This window comes from Bradyrhizobium centrosematis (assembly GCF_045571495.1).
Taxonomy (GTDB): Bacteria; Pseudomonadota; Alphaproteobacteria; order Rhizobiales; family Xanthobacteraceae; genus Bradyrhizobium; species Bradyrhizobium centrosematis.
Genome location: NZ_CP120703.1, coordinates 7467759 through 7481711 on the forward strand (window position 1 = coordinate 7467759; position 13953 = coordinate 7481711).

At 63.9% G+C, this 13953-nt stretch carries 11 protein-coding genes; 3 read left to right on the forward strand and 8 right to left on the reverse strand.

The features are described from left to right. Positions 1 to 9: 9 nt before the first annotated feature. The 3 genes from urtC to urtA all read right to left on the reverse strand — a co-directional run bounded on the left by urtC (position 10) and on the right by urtA (position 3494). The gene (gene urtC, locus P6U31_RS35195; RefSeq protein WP_407186181.1) at positions 10 to 1152 is read right to left on the reverse strand and encodes an urea ABC transporter permease subunit UrtC; all 1143 of its coding nucleotides are present in this window, start codon (positions 1150 to 1152) and stop codon (positions 10 to 12) included. 17 nt (positions 1153 to 1169) lie between these two features. Continuing rightward, positions 1170 to 2096 (reverse strand): urea ABC transporter permease subunit UrtB, encoded by a 927-nt coding sequence (urtB, locus tag P6U31_RS35200; protein WP_407186182.1) that lies wholly within the window; start codon positions 2094 to 2096, stop codon positions 1170 to 1172. A gap of 138 nt (positions 2097 to 2234) precedes the next feature. Next, complete coding sequence (gene urtA, locus P6U31_RS35205) at positions 2235 to 3494, reverse strand: urea ABC transporter substrate-binding protein (protein ID WP_407186183.1); 1260 nt, start codon at positions 3492 to 3494, stop codon at positions 2235 to 2237. A 167-nt stretch (positions 3495 to 3661) separates the two neighbouring features. Between urtA and P6U31_RS35210 the strand changes: the two genes are divergently transcribed. Then, positions 3662 to 7033 carry an ATP-binding protein gene (locus tag P6U31_RS35210; protein ID WP_407186184.1) on the forward strand — a complete coding sequence of 1124 codons (3372 nt, stop codon included), beginning with the start codon at positions 3662 to 3664 and terminating at the stop codon, positions 7031 to 7033. Continuing rightward, the gene (locus P6U31_RS35215) at positions 7017 to 7943 is read left to right on the forward strand and encodes a response regulator (protein ID WP_407186185.1); all 927 of its coding nucleotides are present in this window, start codon (positions 7017 to 7019) and stop codon (positions 7941 to 7943) included. Before P6U31_RS35210 ends, P6U31_RS35215 begins: the two co-directional genes overlap by 17 nt. A 137-nt stretch (positions 7944 to 8080) precedes the next feature. On the opposite strand, the gene P6U31_RS35220 is transcribed toward P6U31_RS35215, so the two are convergent. After that, positions 8081 to 9583 carry a flavin-containing monooxygenase gene (locus P6U31_RS35220; protein WP_407186186.1) on the reverse strand — a complete coding sequence of 501 codons (1503 nt, stop codon included), beginning with the start codon at positions 9581 to 9583 and terminating at the stop codon, positions 8081 to 8083. A gap of 125 nt (positions 9584 to 9708) precedes the next feature. Further along, positions 9709 to 10467, reverse strand: a complete 759-nt coding sequence (locus P6U31_RS35225; RefSeq protein ID WP_407186187.1) for a S1 family peptidase — start codon at positions 10465 to 10467, stop codon at positions 9709 to 9711. Between the two features lie 102 nt (positions 10468 to 10569). Between P6U31_RS35225 and P6U31_RS35230 the strand changes: the two genes are divergently transcribed. Then, on the forward strand, positions 10570 to 11205 hold the full coding sequence (locus P6U31_RS35230) for an HAD-IA family hydrolase (RefSeq protein ID WP_407186188.1): 636 nt from the start codon (positions 10570 to 10572) through the stop codon (positions 11203 to 11205). A 125-nt stretch (positions 11206 to 11330) separates the two neighbouring features. Here the strand turns inward: P6U31_RS35230 and mtnA are convergent, their stop codons facing one another. The 3 genes from mtnA to P6U31_RS35245 all read right to left on the reverse strand — a co-directional run bounded on the left by mtnA (position 11331) and on the right by P6U31_RS35245 (position 13880). After that, on the reverse strand, positions 11331 to 12437 hold the full coding sequence (gene mtnA / locus P6U31_RS35235; RefSeq protein WP_407186189.1) for an S-methyl-5-thioribose-1-phosphate isomerase: 1107 nt from the start codon (positions 12435 to 12437) through the stop codon (positions 11331 to 11333). A 33-nt stretch (positions 12438 to 12470) separates the two neighbouring features. Then, positions 12471 to 13346 (reverse strand): S-methyl-5'-thioadenosine phosphorylase, encoded by an 876-nt coding sequence (locus P6U31_RS35240; RefSeq protein ID WP_407186190.1) that lies wholly within the window; start codon positions 13344 to 13346, stop codon positions 12471 to 12473. A 261-nt stretch (positions 13347 to 13607) separates the two neighbouring features. Further along, complete coding sequence (locus tag P6U31_RS35245; RefSeq protein ID WP_407186191.1) at positions 13608 to 13880, reverse strand: phosphopantetheine-binding protein; 273 nt, start codon at positions 13878 to 13880, stop codon at positions 13608 to 13610. Positions 13881 to 13953 lie beyond the last annotated feature (73 nt).

Consider the following 13953-nt stretch of genomic DNA (forward strand, 5'->3'; position numbering starts at 1 on the left):
GATCTCCCCTCACTCTGCCGGCGCGCCGTCGGCGACCGAATTGTCATTCCACCCGGCTTTCGCCTTGCGCGAGGCGAACAGCCGATCGATGCGCGGCTGCACGTAATCGGCCCAGAGCCCCGACAAGCCGTTCGGGAAGGCCAGCACGACCGCGATGAACAGCGCGCCGAGACCGAACAGCCAGAGCTGCGGGAAGGATTCGGACAGGCTGGTCTTGGCGAAATTCACCAGGATGGCGCCCCAGATCGCGCCGAAGATCGACATCCGCCCACCGACCGCGGTGTAGATCACCATCTCGATCGACGGCACGATGCCGACGAAGGACGGCGACATGAAACCGACATTGAGCGCGAACATGGCGCCGCCGATCGCGGCGAAGATCGCGGCCATGCAGAAGGCGAAGATCTTGAAGTTGGCGACGCTGTAACCGGAGAAGCGGACGCGGTCCTCCTGCTCGCGCATTGCCACCAGGATGCGGCCAAGCTTGGTCAGGCGGATGAACTGCGCGATGCCGATGCAGGCGAACAGCAGCACCACCTCGACGAAGTACAGGATGATCTTGGCGTGGTCGGGCCGGATGTCCCAGCCCTTGAGCGTGCGCAGGTCGGTCATGCCGTTGATGCCGCCGGTATAGCCCTGCTGGCCGACAATCAGGATGGTGAGGATGGCGGCGACCGCCTGGGTGATGATGGCGAAATAGGTGCCGCCGACGCGGCGCTTGAACATCGCGGTGCCGATGATCAGGGCGAAGATGCCAGGAACCAGGATGATGGCGAGGATGGTGAAGGTGAGGCTGTGAAACGGCTGCCAGAAGAACGGCAGTGCCGTGATCTGATTCCAGTCCATGAAATCGGGGATGCCGGGCGTCGACTGGATCTTGGTGTTCTCGACGCTGGAGGCTTCGAGCTTGAGGAACATCGCCATGCAATAACCGCCGAGGCCGAAGAACACGCCCTGCCCCAGACTCAGGATGCCGCCATAGCCCCAGCACAGCACGAGGCCAATCGCGACAAAGGCGTAGGTCAGATATTTCGCGACCAGATTGAGGCGGAACACGTCGAGCGTCAGCGGCAGGATCACGAACAGCACGGCCGCGAGCGCAATGAAGCCCATCAGTTCGGATCGATTGAAGAAGCGTGAATTGATGATCATGACTTGCCTGCTTCTCGTTATTTGCGGACCTTGAGGGCGAACAGACCCTGCGGCCGCAGCATCAGGATGCCGACGACGGCGAGCAGCGTGAGCACCTTGGCCATCGAGCCCGACATGAAGAATTCGAGCGTCGATTGTGTCTGCGAGATCGAGAACGCGGAGGCGATCGTGCCGAGCAGGCTGGCGGCGCCGCCGAACACCACGACCAGGAACGTATCCACGATGTAGAGCTGTCCGGAGGTCGGCCCGGTCGAGCCGATCATGGTGAAGGCGCTGCCGGCGACGCCGGCGATGCCGCAACCGAGGCCGAACGTGTAGCGGTCGACCTTCTCGGTGTTGATGCCGACGGCGCCGGCCATGATGCGGTTCTGCACGACCGCGCGGACCTGGCGGCCCCAGCGCGACATGTAGAGAACATAGGCGACGGCAATTGTGATCAGCACGGTGAGGCACATCACGAACACGCCGTTGATCGGCACCTCGATACTGTCGGTGACGCGGAGCGAGCCCAGCATCCATTGCGGCAGCTCGACGCCGACCTCGCGCGCTCCGAAAACAGAGCGATAGGCCTGCTGCAGCATCAGGCTGAGACCCCAGGTCGCGAGCAGCGTATCGAGCGGGCGCTTATAGAGGTGCCGGATCAGCACCCATTCCACCAGCATGCCCAGCGCACCGGAGGCGAGGAAGGCCAATATCATGGCGAGGAAGAAGTAGCCGCTGAACAGGCTCGGCAAATAGGCCTGGAAGAGATTGGAGGTCATCCAGGTGACGTAGGCCCCGAGGATCATGAACTCGCCATGGGCCATGTTGATGACGCCCATCTGGCCGAAGATGATGGCAAGTCCGAGCGCCATCAGCACGTAGACCGAGAACAGGATCAGTCCTGCAAAGCCCTGCATGACGAAAATGGAGCCGAGATCACCAAGCGAGTAGTCGCCGAACATTGATGTCCTCCGTCGGGGGAATAGGGTCCCGCGTCGCGATGCAGAGTCGCGACGCGGGGTCTTGGGCATGGACTTGCGATCCACGCCAGGGAGCGGTTTTGCCTTGAGGGAAAGCGCGACGGGCGTCGCGACGGCTTCTTACTGGTAGCCTTTGGGGAACGGATCCGGCTCGACGAGATCGGCGGTCTCGTAGATCAGCTCGAACTGGCCATCGAGCTTGGCGCGGCCGACGCGGGTCTTCGACCAGAGGTGATGGTTCTCATGGATGCGCACATAGCCTTCCGGCGCGCCCTTGAACTCGACGCCCGGCGACGACGCCGCGATCTTGTCGACGTCGAAGGAGCCGGCCTTCTCGACCGTCAGCTTCCACAGCCACGGGCCGAGATAGGCAGCCTGGGTGACGTCTCCGATCACCGTCTTCTCGCCCCACATCTTCTTGAACGCCGACACGAAGGCCTTGTTGTTGGCATTGTCGAGCGACTGGAAGTACTTCATGCAGGCATAGGCGCCCGCGATGTTCTCGCCCCCGATACCGTCGATCTCGTCTTCGGTCACCGAGATCGTAAGCAGCGGCTGCTTGGCGAGGTCGACGCCGGCGGCCTTGAGCTGCTTGTAGAACGCGACGTTGGAACCGCCGACGACGTCGGTGAAGATGACGTCGGGCTTGGTCAGTTTGATCTTGTTGATGACCGAGTTGAACTGCGTCGAGCCGAGCGCGTAGTACTCCTCGCCGACGACCTTGCCCTTCAGCACATTCTCGACATGCTTGCGCGCGATCTTGTTGGAGGTGCGCGGCCAGATGTAGTCGGAGCCGATGAAGAAGAACGACTTCGCGCCCTTCTCCTTGGCGATCCAGTTCAGGCCCGCGAGAATCTGCTGTGTCGCTTCCTGCCCGGTGTAGATGACGTTCTTGGACTGCTCTAGGCCTTCATAGAAGGTCGGGTAGTAGAGCATGCCGTTATACTGCTCGACGACCGGCAGCACCGCCTTGCGCGAGGCCGAGGTCCAGCAGCCCATGATCGCCGCGACCTTGTCGTTGACCAGGAGCTTCTTGGCCTTTTCCGCAAAGGTCGGCCAATCGCTGGCACCGTCCTCCTGGATGAACTTGATCTTGCGCCCGAGCACGCCGCCGGCGGCATTGATCTGCTCGATGGCGAGCTTTTCGGCCTGGATCGAGCCAGTTTCGGAGATTGCCATGGTGCCGGTCGCCGAGTGCAGGATACCGACCGTCACCTCGGTATCGGTGACCGCAAGACCCGTGGTGTTGACCGCGGAGGTCGCCGGGGCCTGCGCAAAAGACCCTCGCGGCAGCATGGTGATGGCCGGCACGGCGGCCATTCCCATCAATAGTTTGCGCCGAAGCGGCGACAACAAGCCCTTGTTTTCTTCGTCCGACATGAGCACCCCACTTTTGTTCGAGAACACGCGATTGGCGTCGTGAGGATGGCTCGGATTTGTGCAGCGGAAGCATACGCAAGATCGCGTATACTGCACCGCAAAATGCCGACGTAGGCTTTTGGTACGGAATTTGCGAGGGATCCGGGTCCGTATCGGGAGTTGGGTGAGTGGCAGGGCGGCAGCGAATCGACCGCGTCAGGCGCCAGTACAACCAGTGGGTCGCCAACCAGACGCTGGAGGACTACGCGCTGCGTTTCACCGCCAAGGGCGCGCGCCGCTGGTCCGCCGCCCGGGTCGCCAACACGGCGCTGGGCGCGATCTCGTTCCTGGCGATGGAGGCGATCGGCGGGACGATCACGCTGAACTATGGCGTCACCAACGCAATCGCCGCCATCCTCGTGGTCTCCATCATCATCTTCGCCTGCGGGGTGCCGATCGCCTATTATGCCGCCAAATGCGGCATCGACATCGACCTGCTGACGCGGGGTGCCGGCTTCGGTTACATCGGCTCGACCGTCACCTCGCTGATCTACGCCTCCTTCACCTTCATCTTCTTCGCGATCGAGGCCGTGATCCTCGCCTCGGCGCTCGAGATGTGCTTCGGGATTCCGCGGCCAGTCGGCTATCTCATCAGCGCTGTCGTCATCATCCCGCTGGTGGCCTACGGCATCACGCTGATCAGCCGCTTTCAATTGTGGACGCAGCCCCTGTGGGTGATCCTTCACATCATTCCGTTCGCCGCGATCGCCTGGCACAACCCGCACTCCTTTGCGGAGTGGCACAAGTTCTCCGGCGAGCATGGCGATCTCAACGGGCATTTCGATCTCCTGCTGTTCGGCGTTGCGGCCTCGGTGGTGTTTTCGCTGGTGGCGCAGATCGGCGAGCAGGTCGACTTCCTGCGGTTCCTGCCGCGCGACCGCCGCGCCTCCAGGGCTTCCTGGTGGATGGCGCTGATGAGCGCGGGGCCGGGCTGGATCGTGCTGGGCGCGCTGAAGCTTCTGGCCGGCTCGTTTCTCGCCTTCTTCGCGCTCAGCCACGGTGTGCCGCCCGAGGAGGCCGCCGAGCCGGCGCACATGTATCTCGAAGCCTTCCGCTATGTGCTGTCGCAGCCCGACCTCGCGCTGGCCTTGACTGGCACGTTCGTGATCCTGTCGCAGGTCAAGATCAACGTCACCAACGCCTATGCCGGCTCGATCGCCTGGTCGAACTTCTTTTCGCGCCTGACCCACAGCCATCCCGGCCGGGTGGTCTGGCTGGTCTTCAACGTCATTGTGGCGCTGCTCTTGATGGAGATCGGCGTCTACAAGGCCCTGGAGCAGACGCTGGCGCTCTATTCCAACGTCGCGATCGCCTGGGTCGGCGCGCTGGTCGCAGACCTCGTCGTCAACAAGCCGCTGGGACTGCGGCCCCAGCAGATCGAGTTCAAGCGCGCGCATCTCTACGATGTCAATCCGGTCGGCGTGGGCGCGATGACGATCGCGACCATCGTCTCGATCAGCGCCTTCTACGGCCTGTTTGGGCCCACTGCGAAGGCGCTGTCGGCCTTCATCGCGCTCGCGATGGCCTTCATCGCCGCGCCGTTGATCGCCTGGGCCACGGACGGCAAGTACTACATCGCGCGCAAGCCGAAGCGGAGCTGGCAGAACATCGAGGCGATCCAGTGCTGCATCTGCGAGCACTCGTTCGAGCCGGAGGACATGGCCTCCTGTCCCGCTTACGCCGGCCCGATCTGCTCCTTGTGCTGTTCGCTGGATGCCCGCTGCCACGACCTCTGCAAGCCGCACGCGAGATTCCAGGCGCAGGTGTCGGAGACGCTCGGCAAGCTGATGCCGCAGCCGATCTACGCCCGGATCAACTCGCAGGTCGGCCATTATATCGGCGTGTTCGTGGTCTCCGCCGGCCTGATCGCCCTGGTGCTGGGACTGATCTACCTGCAGACGTCGGCGAGCGTGCACGGCGACAACGAGCTCGTGTCCGACGTGCTGTGGAAGGTGTTCTTCTCGCTCAGCATCATCATCGGCGTGGTCGCCTGGCTGTTCGTGCTGGCGCAGCAGAGCCGGCGCGCGGCCGAAGCCGAGACGCGGCGGCAGACCGCGCTGCTGATCCAGGAAATCGATGCCCACAAGCGCACCGACGCCGAGCTCCAGCGTGCCAAGGAAGTCGCCGAATCCGCCAACCTCGCCAAGAGCCGCTATGTGGTCGGCCTGAGCCACGAGCTGCGCTCGCCGCTGAACGCGATCAGCGGCTATGCCCAGCTTCTGGAGCAGGACACGACGCTCAGCGCCAAGCCGCGCGATCAGGTTCGCGTCGTGCGCCGCAGCGCCGACCACCTCTCCGGCCTGATCGACGGCATCCTCGACATCTCCAAGATCGAGGCGGGGCGGCTGTATCTGTCGCGCGACGAGGTGCGCTTGAGCGAATTTCTCGACCAGCTGGTCGGCATGTTCCGCCTCCAAGCCGCGGCCAAGGGCATCGACTTCGTATTCCGGCGGCCGGCACATCTGCCGCGCGTGGTCTATGCCGACGAGAAGCGGCTGCGCCAGGTGCTGATCAACCTGCTCTCGAACGCCATCAAGTTCACCCAGTCCGGCAGCGTGCAGTTCGTCGTGCACTATCGCAGCCCGGTCGCCGAGTTCGAGGTGATCGACACCGGCCCCGGCATCCAGGCCGACGATCTGGAGCGCATCTTCGCACCGTTCGAGCGGGGTGCGCTCGGCGCCTCACAGCCGCAGACCGGCACCGGGCTCGGCCTCACCATCAGTCGCCTGCTCGCCGGCGTGATGGGTGGCGATATCAAGGTCACGAGCACGGTCGGCACCGGCTCGACGTTCAAGGTCAAGATCCTGCTCTCGGAGGTCACCAATCCGCAGCGCATCGCGCCGGTGGAGGCGCCGGTCTCCGGCTATCACGGCGCGCGCAAGACCATCCTCATCACCGATGACGATCCCGTGCATCGCGACCTGCTGCGCGAGGTGCTGACGCCGCTCGGCTTCATCCTGCTCAGCGCCCCCGACGGGCCCGGCTGCCTTGCGCTGGCGCAGCACTGCCGGCCCGATCTGTTCCTGCTCGACATCTCGATGCCCGCCATGGACGGCTGGGCCGTGGCGGAAGCCTTGCGCGCGAGCGGCCACCACCAGGCGCGCATCCTGATGGTGTCGGCGAGCGCGCTGGAAGCGCACGGCACGCCGCTGGCACAACCTTTCCACGACGGCTACCTGATGAAGCCGATCGACATCCCGCGGCTGCTGGAGACGATCCGCCAGCTTCTCAGGATCGAATGGCAATACGGCCCGGACGAGGTCCGGGTGTCGTTCTGGCGTCCCGAAAGCGGATCGAGGCCGCCGGCGCGGCACATCGAGGCGCTGATCGGGCTCGGCCAGATCGGCTATGTCAAGGGTATCCAGTTGAAGCTGGACGAGATCGGCAGCGAGCATCCGGAGCATGCCGACTTCGTCGCGCAGATGCGGTCGCTGGTCGACCGCTTCGATATCGACCAGTACATGGCCACATTGAAGACGTTGCATGCGCATGAACATTGAGTCGAAGAAGCGCGACGTCGCGCTCGTTGTCGATGATTCTCCGGAGACGCTGCGGCTGCTGACCGACGCGCTCGACGGCGCTGGGATGACAGTCATGGTGGCGCTCGACGGCGCCGCCGCGATGCGCATCATCGACCAGATCACGCCCGACATCGTGCTGCTGGATGCCGTGATGCCCGGCATCGACGGTTTCGAGACCTGCCGCCGTCTCAAGCGCGATGCGGATCTTGCCAATGTCCCGGTCATCTTCATGACCGGGCTCGCCGAAACCGAGCATATCGTGCGCGGGCTCGAGGCAGGCGGCGTCGATTACGTGACCAAGCCGATCGTGATCGAGGAGATGCTGGCGCGCATCCGCGTCCATCTCGGCAATGCCCGGCTGACACAGAGCGCGCGCGCCGCGCTCGACGTCTCCGGCCGTTTCCTGTTTGCGGTCAACGGCCAGGGCAACGTGCTGTGGGCGACGCCGCAGGCGCAAAAGTTGATGTCCGACCATCAGGGCACGCAGGCCGAGGACTTCGTGCTGTCGCCGTCATTGCTGCAATGGCTGGAGCAGGCCAAGGCCAGGGGCAGCTCGAAGTCTCAGGCGACCTCGCTGCCCGACAACCCGCAGCTGCGGCTCTATTACATGGGCGAAACGGCGCCGAACGAGTTTCTGCTGCGGCTCTCCCGGGAGTCCGGCACCGCGCTGCCGCCGGAATTCACCAGCGAGCTCGGCCTCACCACCCGCGAAGGCGAGGTGCTGGCCTGGCTCAGCAAGGGCAAGACCAACCGCGACATCGCGCAAATCCTGGGCCTCAGCCCGCGCACGGTCGACAAGCATCTTGAGCAGATCTATGCCAAGCTCGGCGTCGAGAACCGCACCGCCGCAGCGGCGATTGCCGCCAATGCGACGCGGCGGAATTCGTGAGTGGCGTGATATCCAACAACTTGCTCGGGCGTCATGGCCGGGCCTGTCCCGGCCATCGACGCACCTTCTTGTCGTGACCAAAGGCGTGGATGCCCGGGACAAGCCCGGGCATGGCGAGTTCGTCGCAGCGGCTCGACTCAACTGTACACAAACGCCTTGTCATCCAGATCCGTCTTCGGGATCTCGTCCTTCTCGGTCCAGTAATCCTGGCTGTGCTGCCATTCCGGCTTGTCGCCGCGCTTGGGCAACAGGTCCATGTTGCGCATCATGTAGCCGGGATTGAAGTTTTCCGGATCGATCCAGGGCAGGATCGGCATGTTGTGGTCTTCAGGTCGCAGCTTCACCTCGACCTTCCTGGCGCTTTTCGCTTTCATGTGGCCGAGCAGCCGGCAGACGAAATCGGCGACGAGGTCGACGCGCAGCGTCCAGCTGGCGCGGAAATAGCCGAACACCCAGACCAGGTTCGGCACGCCCGTGAACATCATGCCACGGTAGGTGACGGTATCGCCGAAGGCGAGCGGCTTGCCGTCGATCTCGAAGGCGATGTCACCGAGCGCAGCGAGATTGAAGCCGGTCGCAGTGATGATGATGTCGGCCTCGAGCACCTTGCCCGACTTGAGCTGGATGCCATTCTCGACGAAGCATTCGATCTCGTCGGTGACGACCGAGGCCTTGCCGCTGGCAATCCCCTTGAACAGATCGGCATCGGGCACGAAGGCAATGCGCTGCCGCCACGGCCGGTATTTCGGCGTGAAGTGGGTCTCGACGTCGTAATCGGGGCCGAGCACCGCGCTGATCTGGCCGATCAGCTCCTTCTTCACCTGCTCGGGCTTGGAGACGCAGAGTTTCGTGAAGGCGTCCTGCTCGAACAGGATCTTGCGCCGCACGATCTCATGGATCCAGGCTTCATCGACCTGCAGCCGGCGCAGCTCCTCGGCGATCTCGATGGCATTGCGGCCGAGCCGGAAATAGGTCGGCGAGCGCTGCAGCATGGTGACATGCGCGCATTTGTCCGCGATGTTCGGCACCAGCGTTGCCGCGGTGGCGCCCGAGCCGATCACGACGACCTTCTTGTTGGTGAGTTCGATATCGTCCGGCCAGGTCTGGGGATGGACGATGCGGCCCTTGAAGCGATCCATGCCCTTCCATTCCGGCGTGTAGCCTTCCGAATGGCGGTAATAGCCCTGGCACATCCAGAGGAAATTCGCGGTGAAGGTCCTGGGCTCTCCAGTGTCGGTCGTCGCCGCCTCGATGGTCCAGAGGTTCTGCTCGCTCGACCAGCTTGCGGAATTGATCTTGTGCTTGTAGCGGATATGCCGCGCGATATCGTTGTCGTCGATCACCTCTTTCATATAGGAGAGGATCTCTTCGGCGGTCGCAATCGGCGGGCCGACCCACGGCTTGAAGCTGTAGCCAAAGGTATGGAGATCGCTGTCGGAGCGAATGCCGGGATAGCGATGTGTACTCCAGGTGCCGCCGAACGTTTCCTGCGTCTCCAGGATGACGTAGCTCGTGCCCGGAAGCTGCTTCTGGATGTGATAGGCGCTACCGATGCCGGAGATGCCGGCACCGACGATCAGCACGTCGAAATGTTCCGAAACCTGCTTGGCCGTGGCGTGACTGCGAACAGCGACATTCATTGTTGCTTCTATACCTTGCTTGTTTTTGTGGCCGCCCTTGTCCGGACGACGCGTTTCCTCCGCGACGGGCATGGTCGCCCATCGCGCTTCCGCTTCAAAATGACATAGATCAAATCGAGGTCAAATCACAGGCCCGCACCCCAGCTCCGCGCGGTCTGCAAGATCCAGTCGCGATAGAGCGTGAGCGGTGTGACGCCGGTCAATCCACCGCAGCCGGCTGCGCCGTTCGGTCCGGTGGACCAGCTGATGAGGCCGACAAGGATGGGACCATTCGGCTTGTCCTCCAGCACGGGACCACCGGAATCGCCCGTGCAGGCGCCAATTCCATCGCGAACACCGTTGGTTACGGGATCAACCAGCCGGATTTGGAGGGTGCCGGGCTGGCCCGTGGCGACGAGCGCGGCGACACGCGTCGCGCCGCCGCTCTTACCGTCACCGCGTACCGTGACGCCGATGCCGGCGATAACGAAGCGGCTGCCGACCTGGATTGGAATCTGCGGCATGCCGACGGCCACCGTGGATTTTCCCTTGAGTGGAATTTCCAGTTGCAGCAATGCCACGTCGGCGGTGGCGCGGTGCGCCTGCATCGCCTGCATGTTGAAGTTCGGATGGATCGCGACAGTGCGCACGTTCAGCAATTGCGGGGCACCGTCGGCGCCACGATCGACGATCTTGTAGTCCGCGCCTGGCTGCACACAGTGCGCGACCGTCAGGACCACGCGTGGCGCAATCAAGCTGCCGGTGCAAAAATTGCCGCGCGAGCCGACGATGGTGACGACGGCGCGCGCCACGCCATCGGCCTGCGGCGTGCCGCCGCCGACGATGGCGTGCGCGGGCGCAGCGAGCAGCAGCTCAGCTATGATGAGAGTCGCAGGCTTTATCATGGGAACACGCTTCGGTCAGTGACGGCGGCGGATTGCTTCGGACTGGCCCTTGCCGATAGCGCATGCTAGCCCTCTTGGAAAGGAATTGACGAGGACAGGATCGTGACGATCGAGGCGGTTATCTTTGATTTTGGCGGCGTGCTGACGAGCTCACCGTTCGAGGCGTTTGCGCGGTTCGAGACGGCGCGTGGCCTGCCTGCCGACATCATCCGGCGCACCAATGCCGCCAACCATCTGGAAAATGCCTGGGCCAAATTCGAGCGCGCCGAGGTCGATATCGAGACGTTCGATCGCCTGTTCGCCGAGGAGTCGCTGGCACTCGGCGCGGAGGTGCGCGGCCGCGACGTGCTGCCGCTGCTGCAGGGCGATCTGCGCCCCGAGATGGTCGAGGCCTTGAAGCGCATCAAGGCGCAGTTCAAGACCGGCTGCATCACCAACAACCTTCCGGCCAATGCCATCGGCAGCATGACGGGCCGCTCGCTCTACATCGCCGAGGTGATGGTGCTGTTCGATCACGTGATCGAATCCGCCAAGATCGGCCTGCGCAAGCCCGACCCGCGCATCTATGCGCTGATGGTCGAGACGCTGAAGGTCGATCCGGCCAAGTGCGTCTATCTCGACGATCTCGGCGTCAATCTGAAGCCGGCGCGCGAGATGGGCATGACCACGATCAAGGTGACGAGCGGCGCGCAAGCGATTGCCGAGCTCGAGACGGCGACGGGGCTGAAGCTGGGGTAGCTGTCGCGTCATTCTCCGTCATTGCGAGCGCAGCGAAGCAATCCGGGCTCTCTGCGCGGAGGGATTCTGGATTGCTTCGCTACGCTCGCAATGACAGCGTGGGGACATCTCGCCTGGCGAACTGATTACTTCACCGCCGCGGCGATCCGCTCCGGAAACGCCGCCGCCAATGCGGCGCGATCCGGCTTCAGCACACCACGCTCGGTGATAAGACCGGTGACGAGCCGCGCCGGGGTCACGTCGAAGGCATAGTTCGCGACCGGCGAATTCTCCGGCACGATGCGCACCGTCTCCAGCCGGCCGTCTGCGGTGCGGCCGGTCATGTCGGTGACCTCCACGCCGCTGCGCTGCTCGATCGGGATGTCGCGGATGCCGTCATGGACGGTGAAGTCGATCGTCGGTGACGGCAGCGCGACGTAGAACGGCACGTTGTTGTCGTGCGCGGCGAGCGCCTTCAGATAGGTGCCGATCTTGTTGCAGACGTCGCCATTGGCGGCGACGCGGTCGGTGCCGACGATGGCGAGATCGACCATGCCGTGCTGCATCAGGTGCCCGCCGGTATTGTCGGGGATCACCGTGTGCGGCACACCGTGATGGCCGAGCTCCCAGGCCGTGAGCGAGGCGCCCTGATTGCGCGGACGCGTCTCGTCGACCCAGACGTGGACCTTGATGCCGCGCTCATGCGAAAGATAGATCGGCGCCGTCGCCGTGCCCCAGTCGACGGTGGCGAGCCAGCCGGCGTTGCAATGAGTCAGCAAATTGACCGTCTCACCCGGCTTCTTGGCTGCGATCGCCTCGATCAGCTTCAGCCCGTTGCCGGCGATGCCGCGGTTGATCTCGACGTCCTGTTCGACGATCTCGTCGGCGCGCGCGTAGGCTGCCTCGGCCCGCTCCAGCGGATCGATCGGCGCGAGCGTCGCGCGCATCTCGTCCAACGCCCACTTGAGATTGATCGCGGTCGGCCGAGCGACGACGAGCGTATCGTAGGCACGCTTCAAGCCGGCGTCGGAGGCGTCCTCGCGCATGGCGAGCGCCATGCCGTAGGCCGCGGTGGCGCCGATCAGCGGCGCACCACGTACCAGCATGTCGCGGATCGCGACGGCCGCGTCTTCACACGATGTCAGCTTCGCGACGACGAACTCGTGCGGCAGTCGGCGCTGATCGATCGCGCCGATCGACCAGCCGTCGCGTTCGCGCCAGATGCTGCGGAAATGCTTGCCGTCGACCTTCATGGCATTCTGCCTTTTCGTACTTCGTCTTGCGCCTCACGCCCGCAGCACGCGCCCCGCCACCGCGTCGAGCTTCTTGAGAAGCTCGGGATCCCGCGCTTCGGGCGCCGTGATCAGCGCGGTGTCGAGCGCGCGATCCGAGCCGATCGGGCACGGCTCGTGCTCGCGCGGAAGATCCTTTGCCAGCCGCGCCACCAGCGCCTTGGCCTTGTCGGCGTTCGACGTCAAGACGCGGATGATGTCCTGCACGGTGACGGCGTCGTGGTCCGGATGCCAGCAGTCGAAATCGGTCACCATCGCGACGGTCGCGTAGCAGATCTCCGCCTCGCGCGCGAGCTTCGCCTCGGGCATGTTGGTCATGCCGATCACGGAATAGCCCAGCGTCTTGTAGGTCATGCTCTCCGCATAGGTGGAGAATTGCGGACCCTCCATGCAGACATAGGTTCCGCCGCGCACCACGGCGATGCCCTCCGCCTCTGCCGCCGCGGCGAGATGGATGCGCAGCCGCGGCGAGACGGGATGCGCCATCGACACATGCGCGACGCAGCCCCGCCCGAAGAAAGAGCTCTCGCGCTTGTGCGTGCGGTCAACGAATTGATCGACGAGAACGAAGGTGCCTGGCGGCAGTTCCTCCCTGAACGAGCCGCAGGCCGACAGCGAGATCAGGTCGGTGACACCGGCCCGCTTCAGCACGTCGATATTGGCGCGATAGTTGATGTCGGAGGGCGACAGCCGGTGGCCCTTGTCGTGCCGCGGCAGGAACACGATGGGCAGGCCGACGATGGAGCCGCGCCTCAAGGGCGCCGAGGGCTCACCCCAGGGGCTCTTGATCACCTCTTCGCGCGCATCCCCAAGACCTGGCAGGTCATAGATGCCCGAGCCGCCGATGATGCCCAATACCGCCTGCGTCATGCCCGCTCCACCCTGTCAGCTCCATGCGACATGGTTCTATGCCAGTTTTGGGACGGTTTTGGAACGGGGGTGGCGGGATGATGCCGATGGTGTGACGAGTACAAGCCCCACACTCGGTGTCGTCCCTGCATTCGCAGGGATCCACAACCACGGGCCGCGGTTTGGCGAAGGCTGGTCGTTTGGTACTGCGACCATCAGCCGTCGAGAGATTCCGCGGTATGGGTCCCTGCGTTCGCAGGGACGACAGTTGCAGTTTTGGGTTTAGGCTGCGGTCGCCGGCTGCAGCTGGGTCACCACCATACGCTCGAGCGTCTCGACGGACTGGAAGTTCTCCGGCGTGATCTCCGACTGCGGAATGGTGAAGTCGAATTCGGCTTCGACGCCGAGCATCAGATTGACCATATCCATCGAGGTCAGACCGGCATCGACGAGCCTGGTCGACGGCGTGACGTCGGCACTGAGCGAGTTCTGCTGGAGGATGCCTTTCACCAGCATGATGATGCGATTGCGCACGTCGTCGTCAAAGGCTTGCATCGGCAAATTCCCGTCTGTCTTCGAAGGTCCGGACCGGCTTGCCGGTAGGATGGGCGCGGTCCGCCGGTCCCGC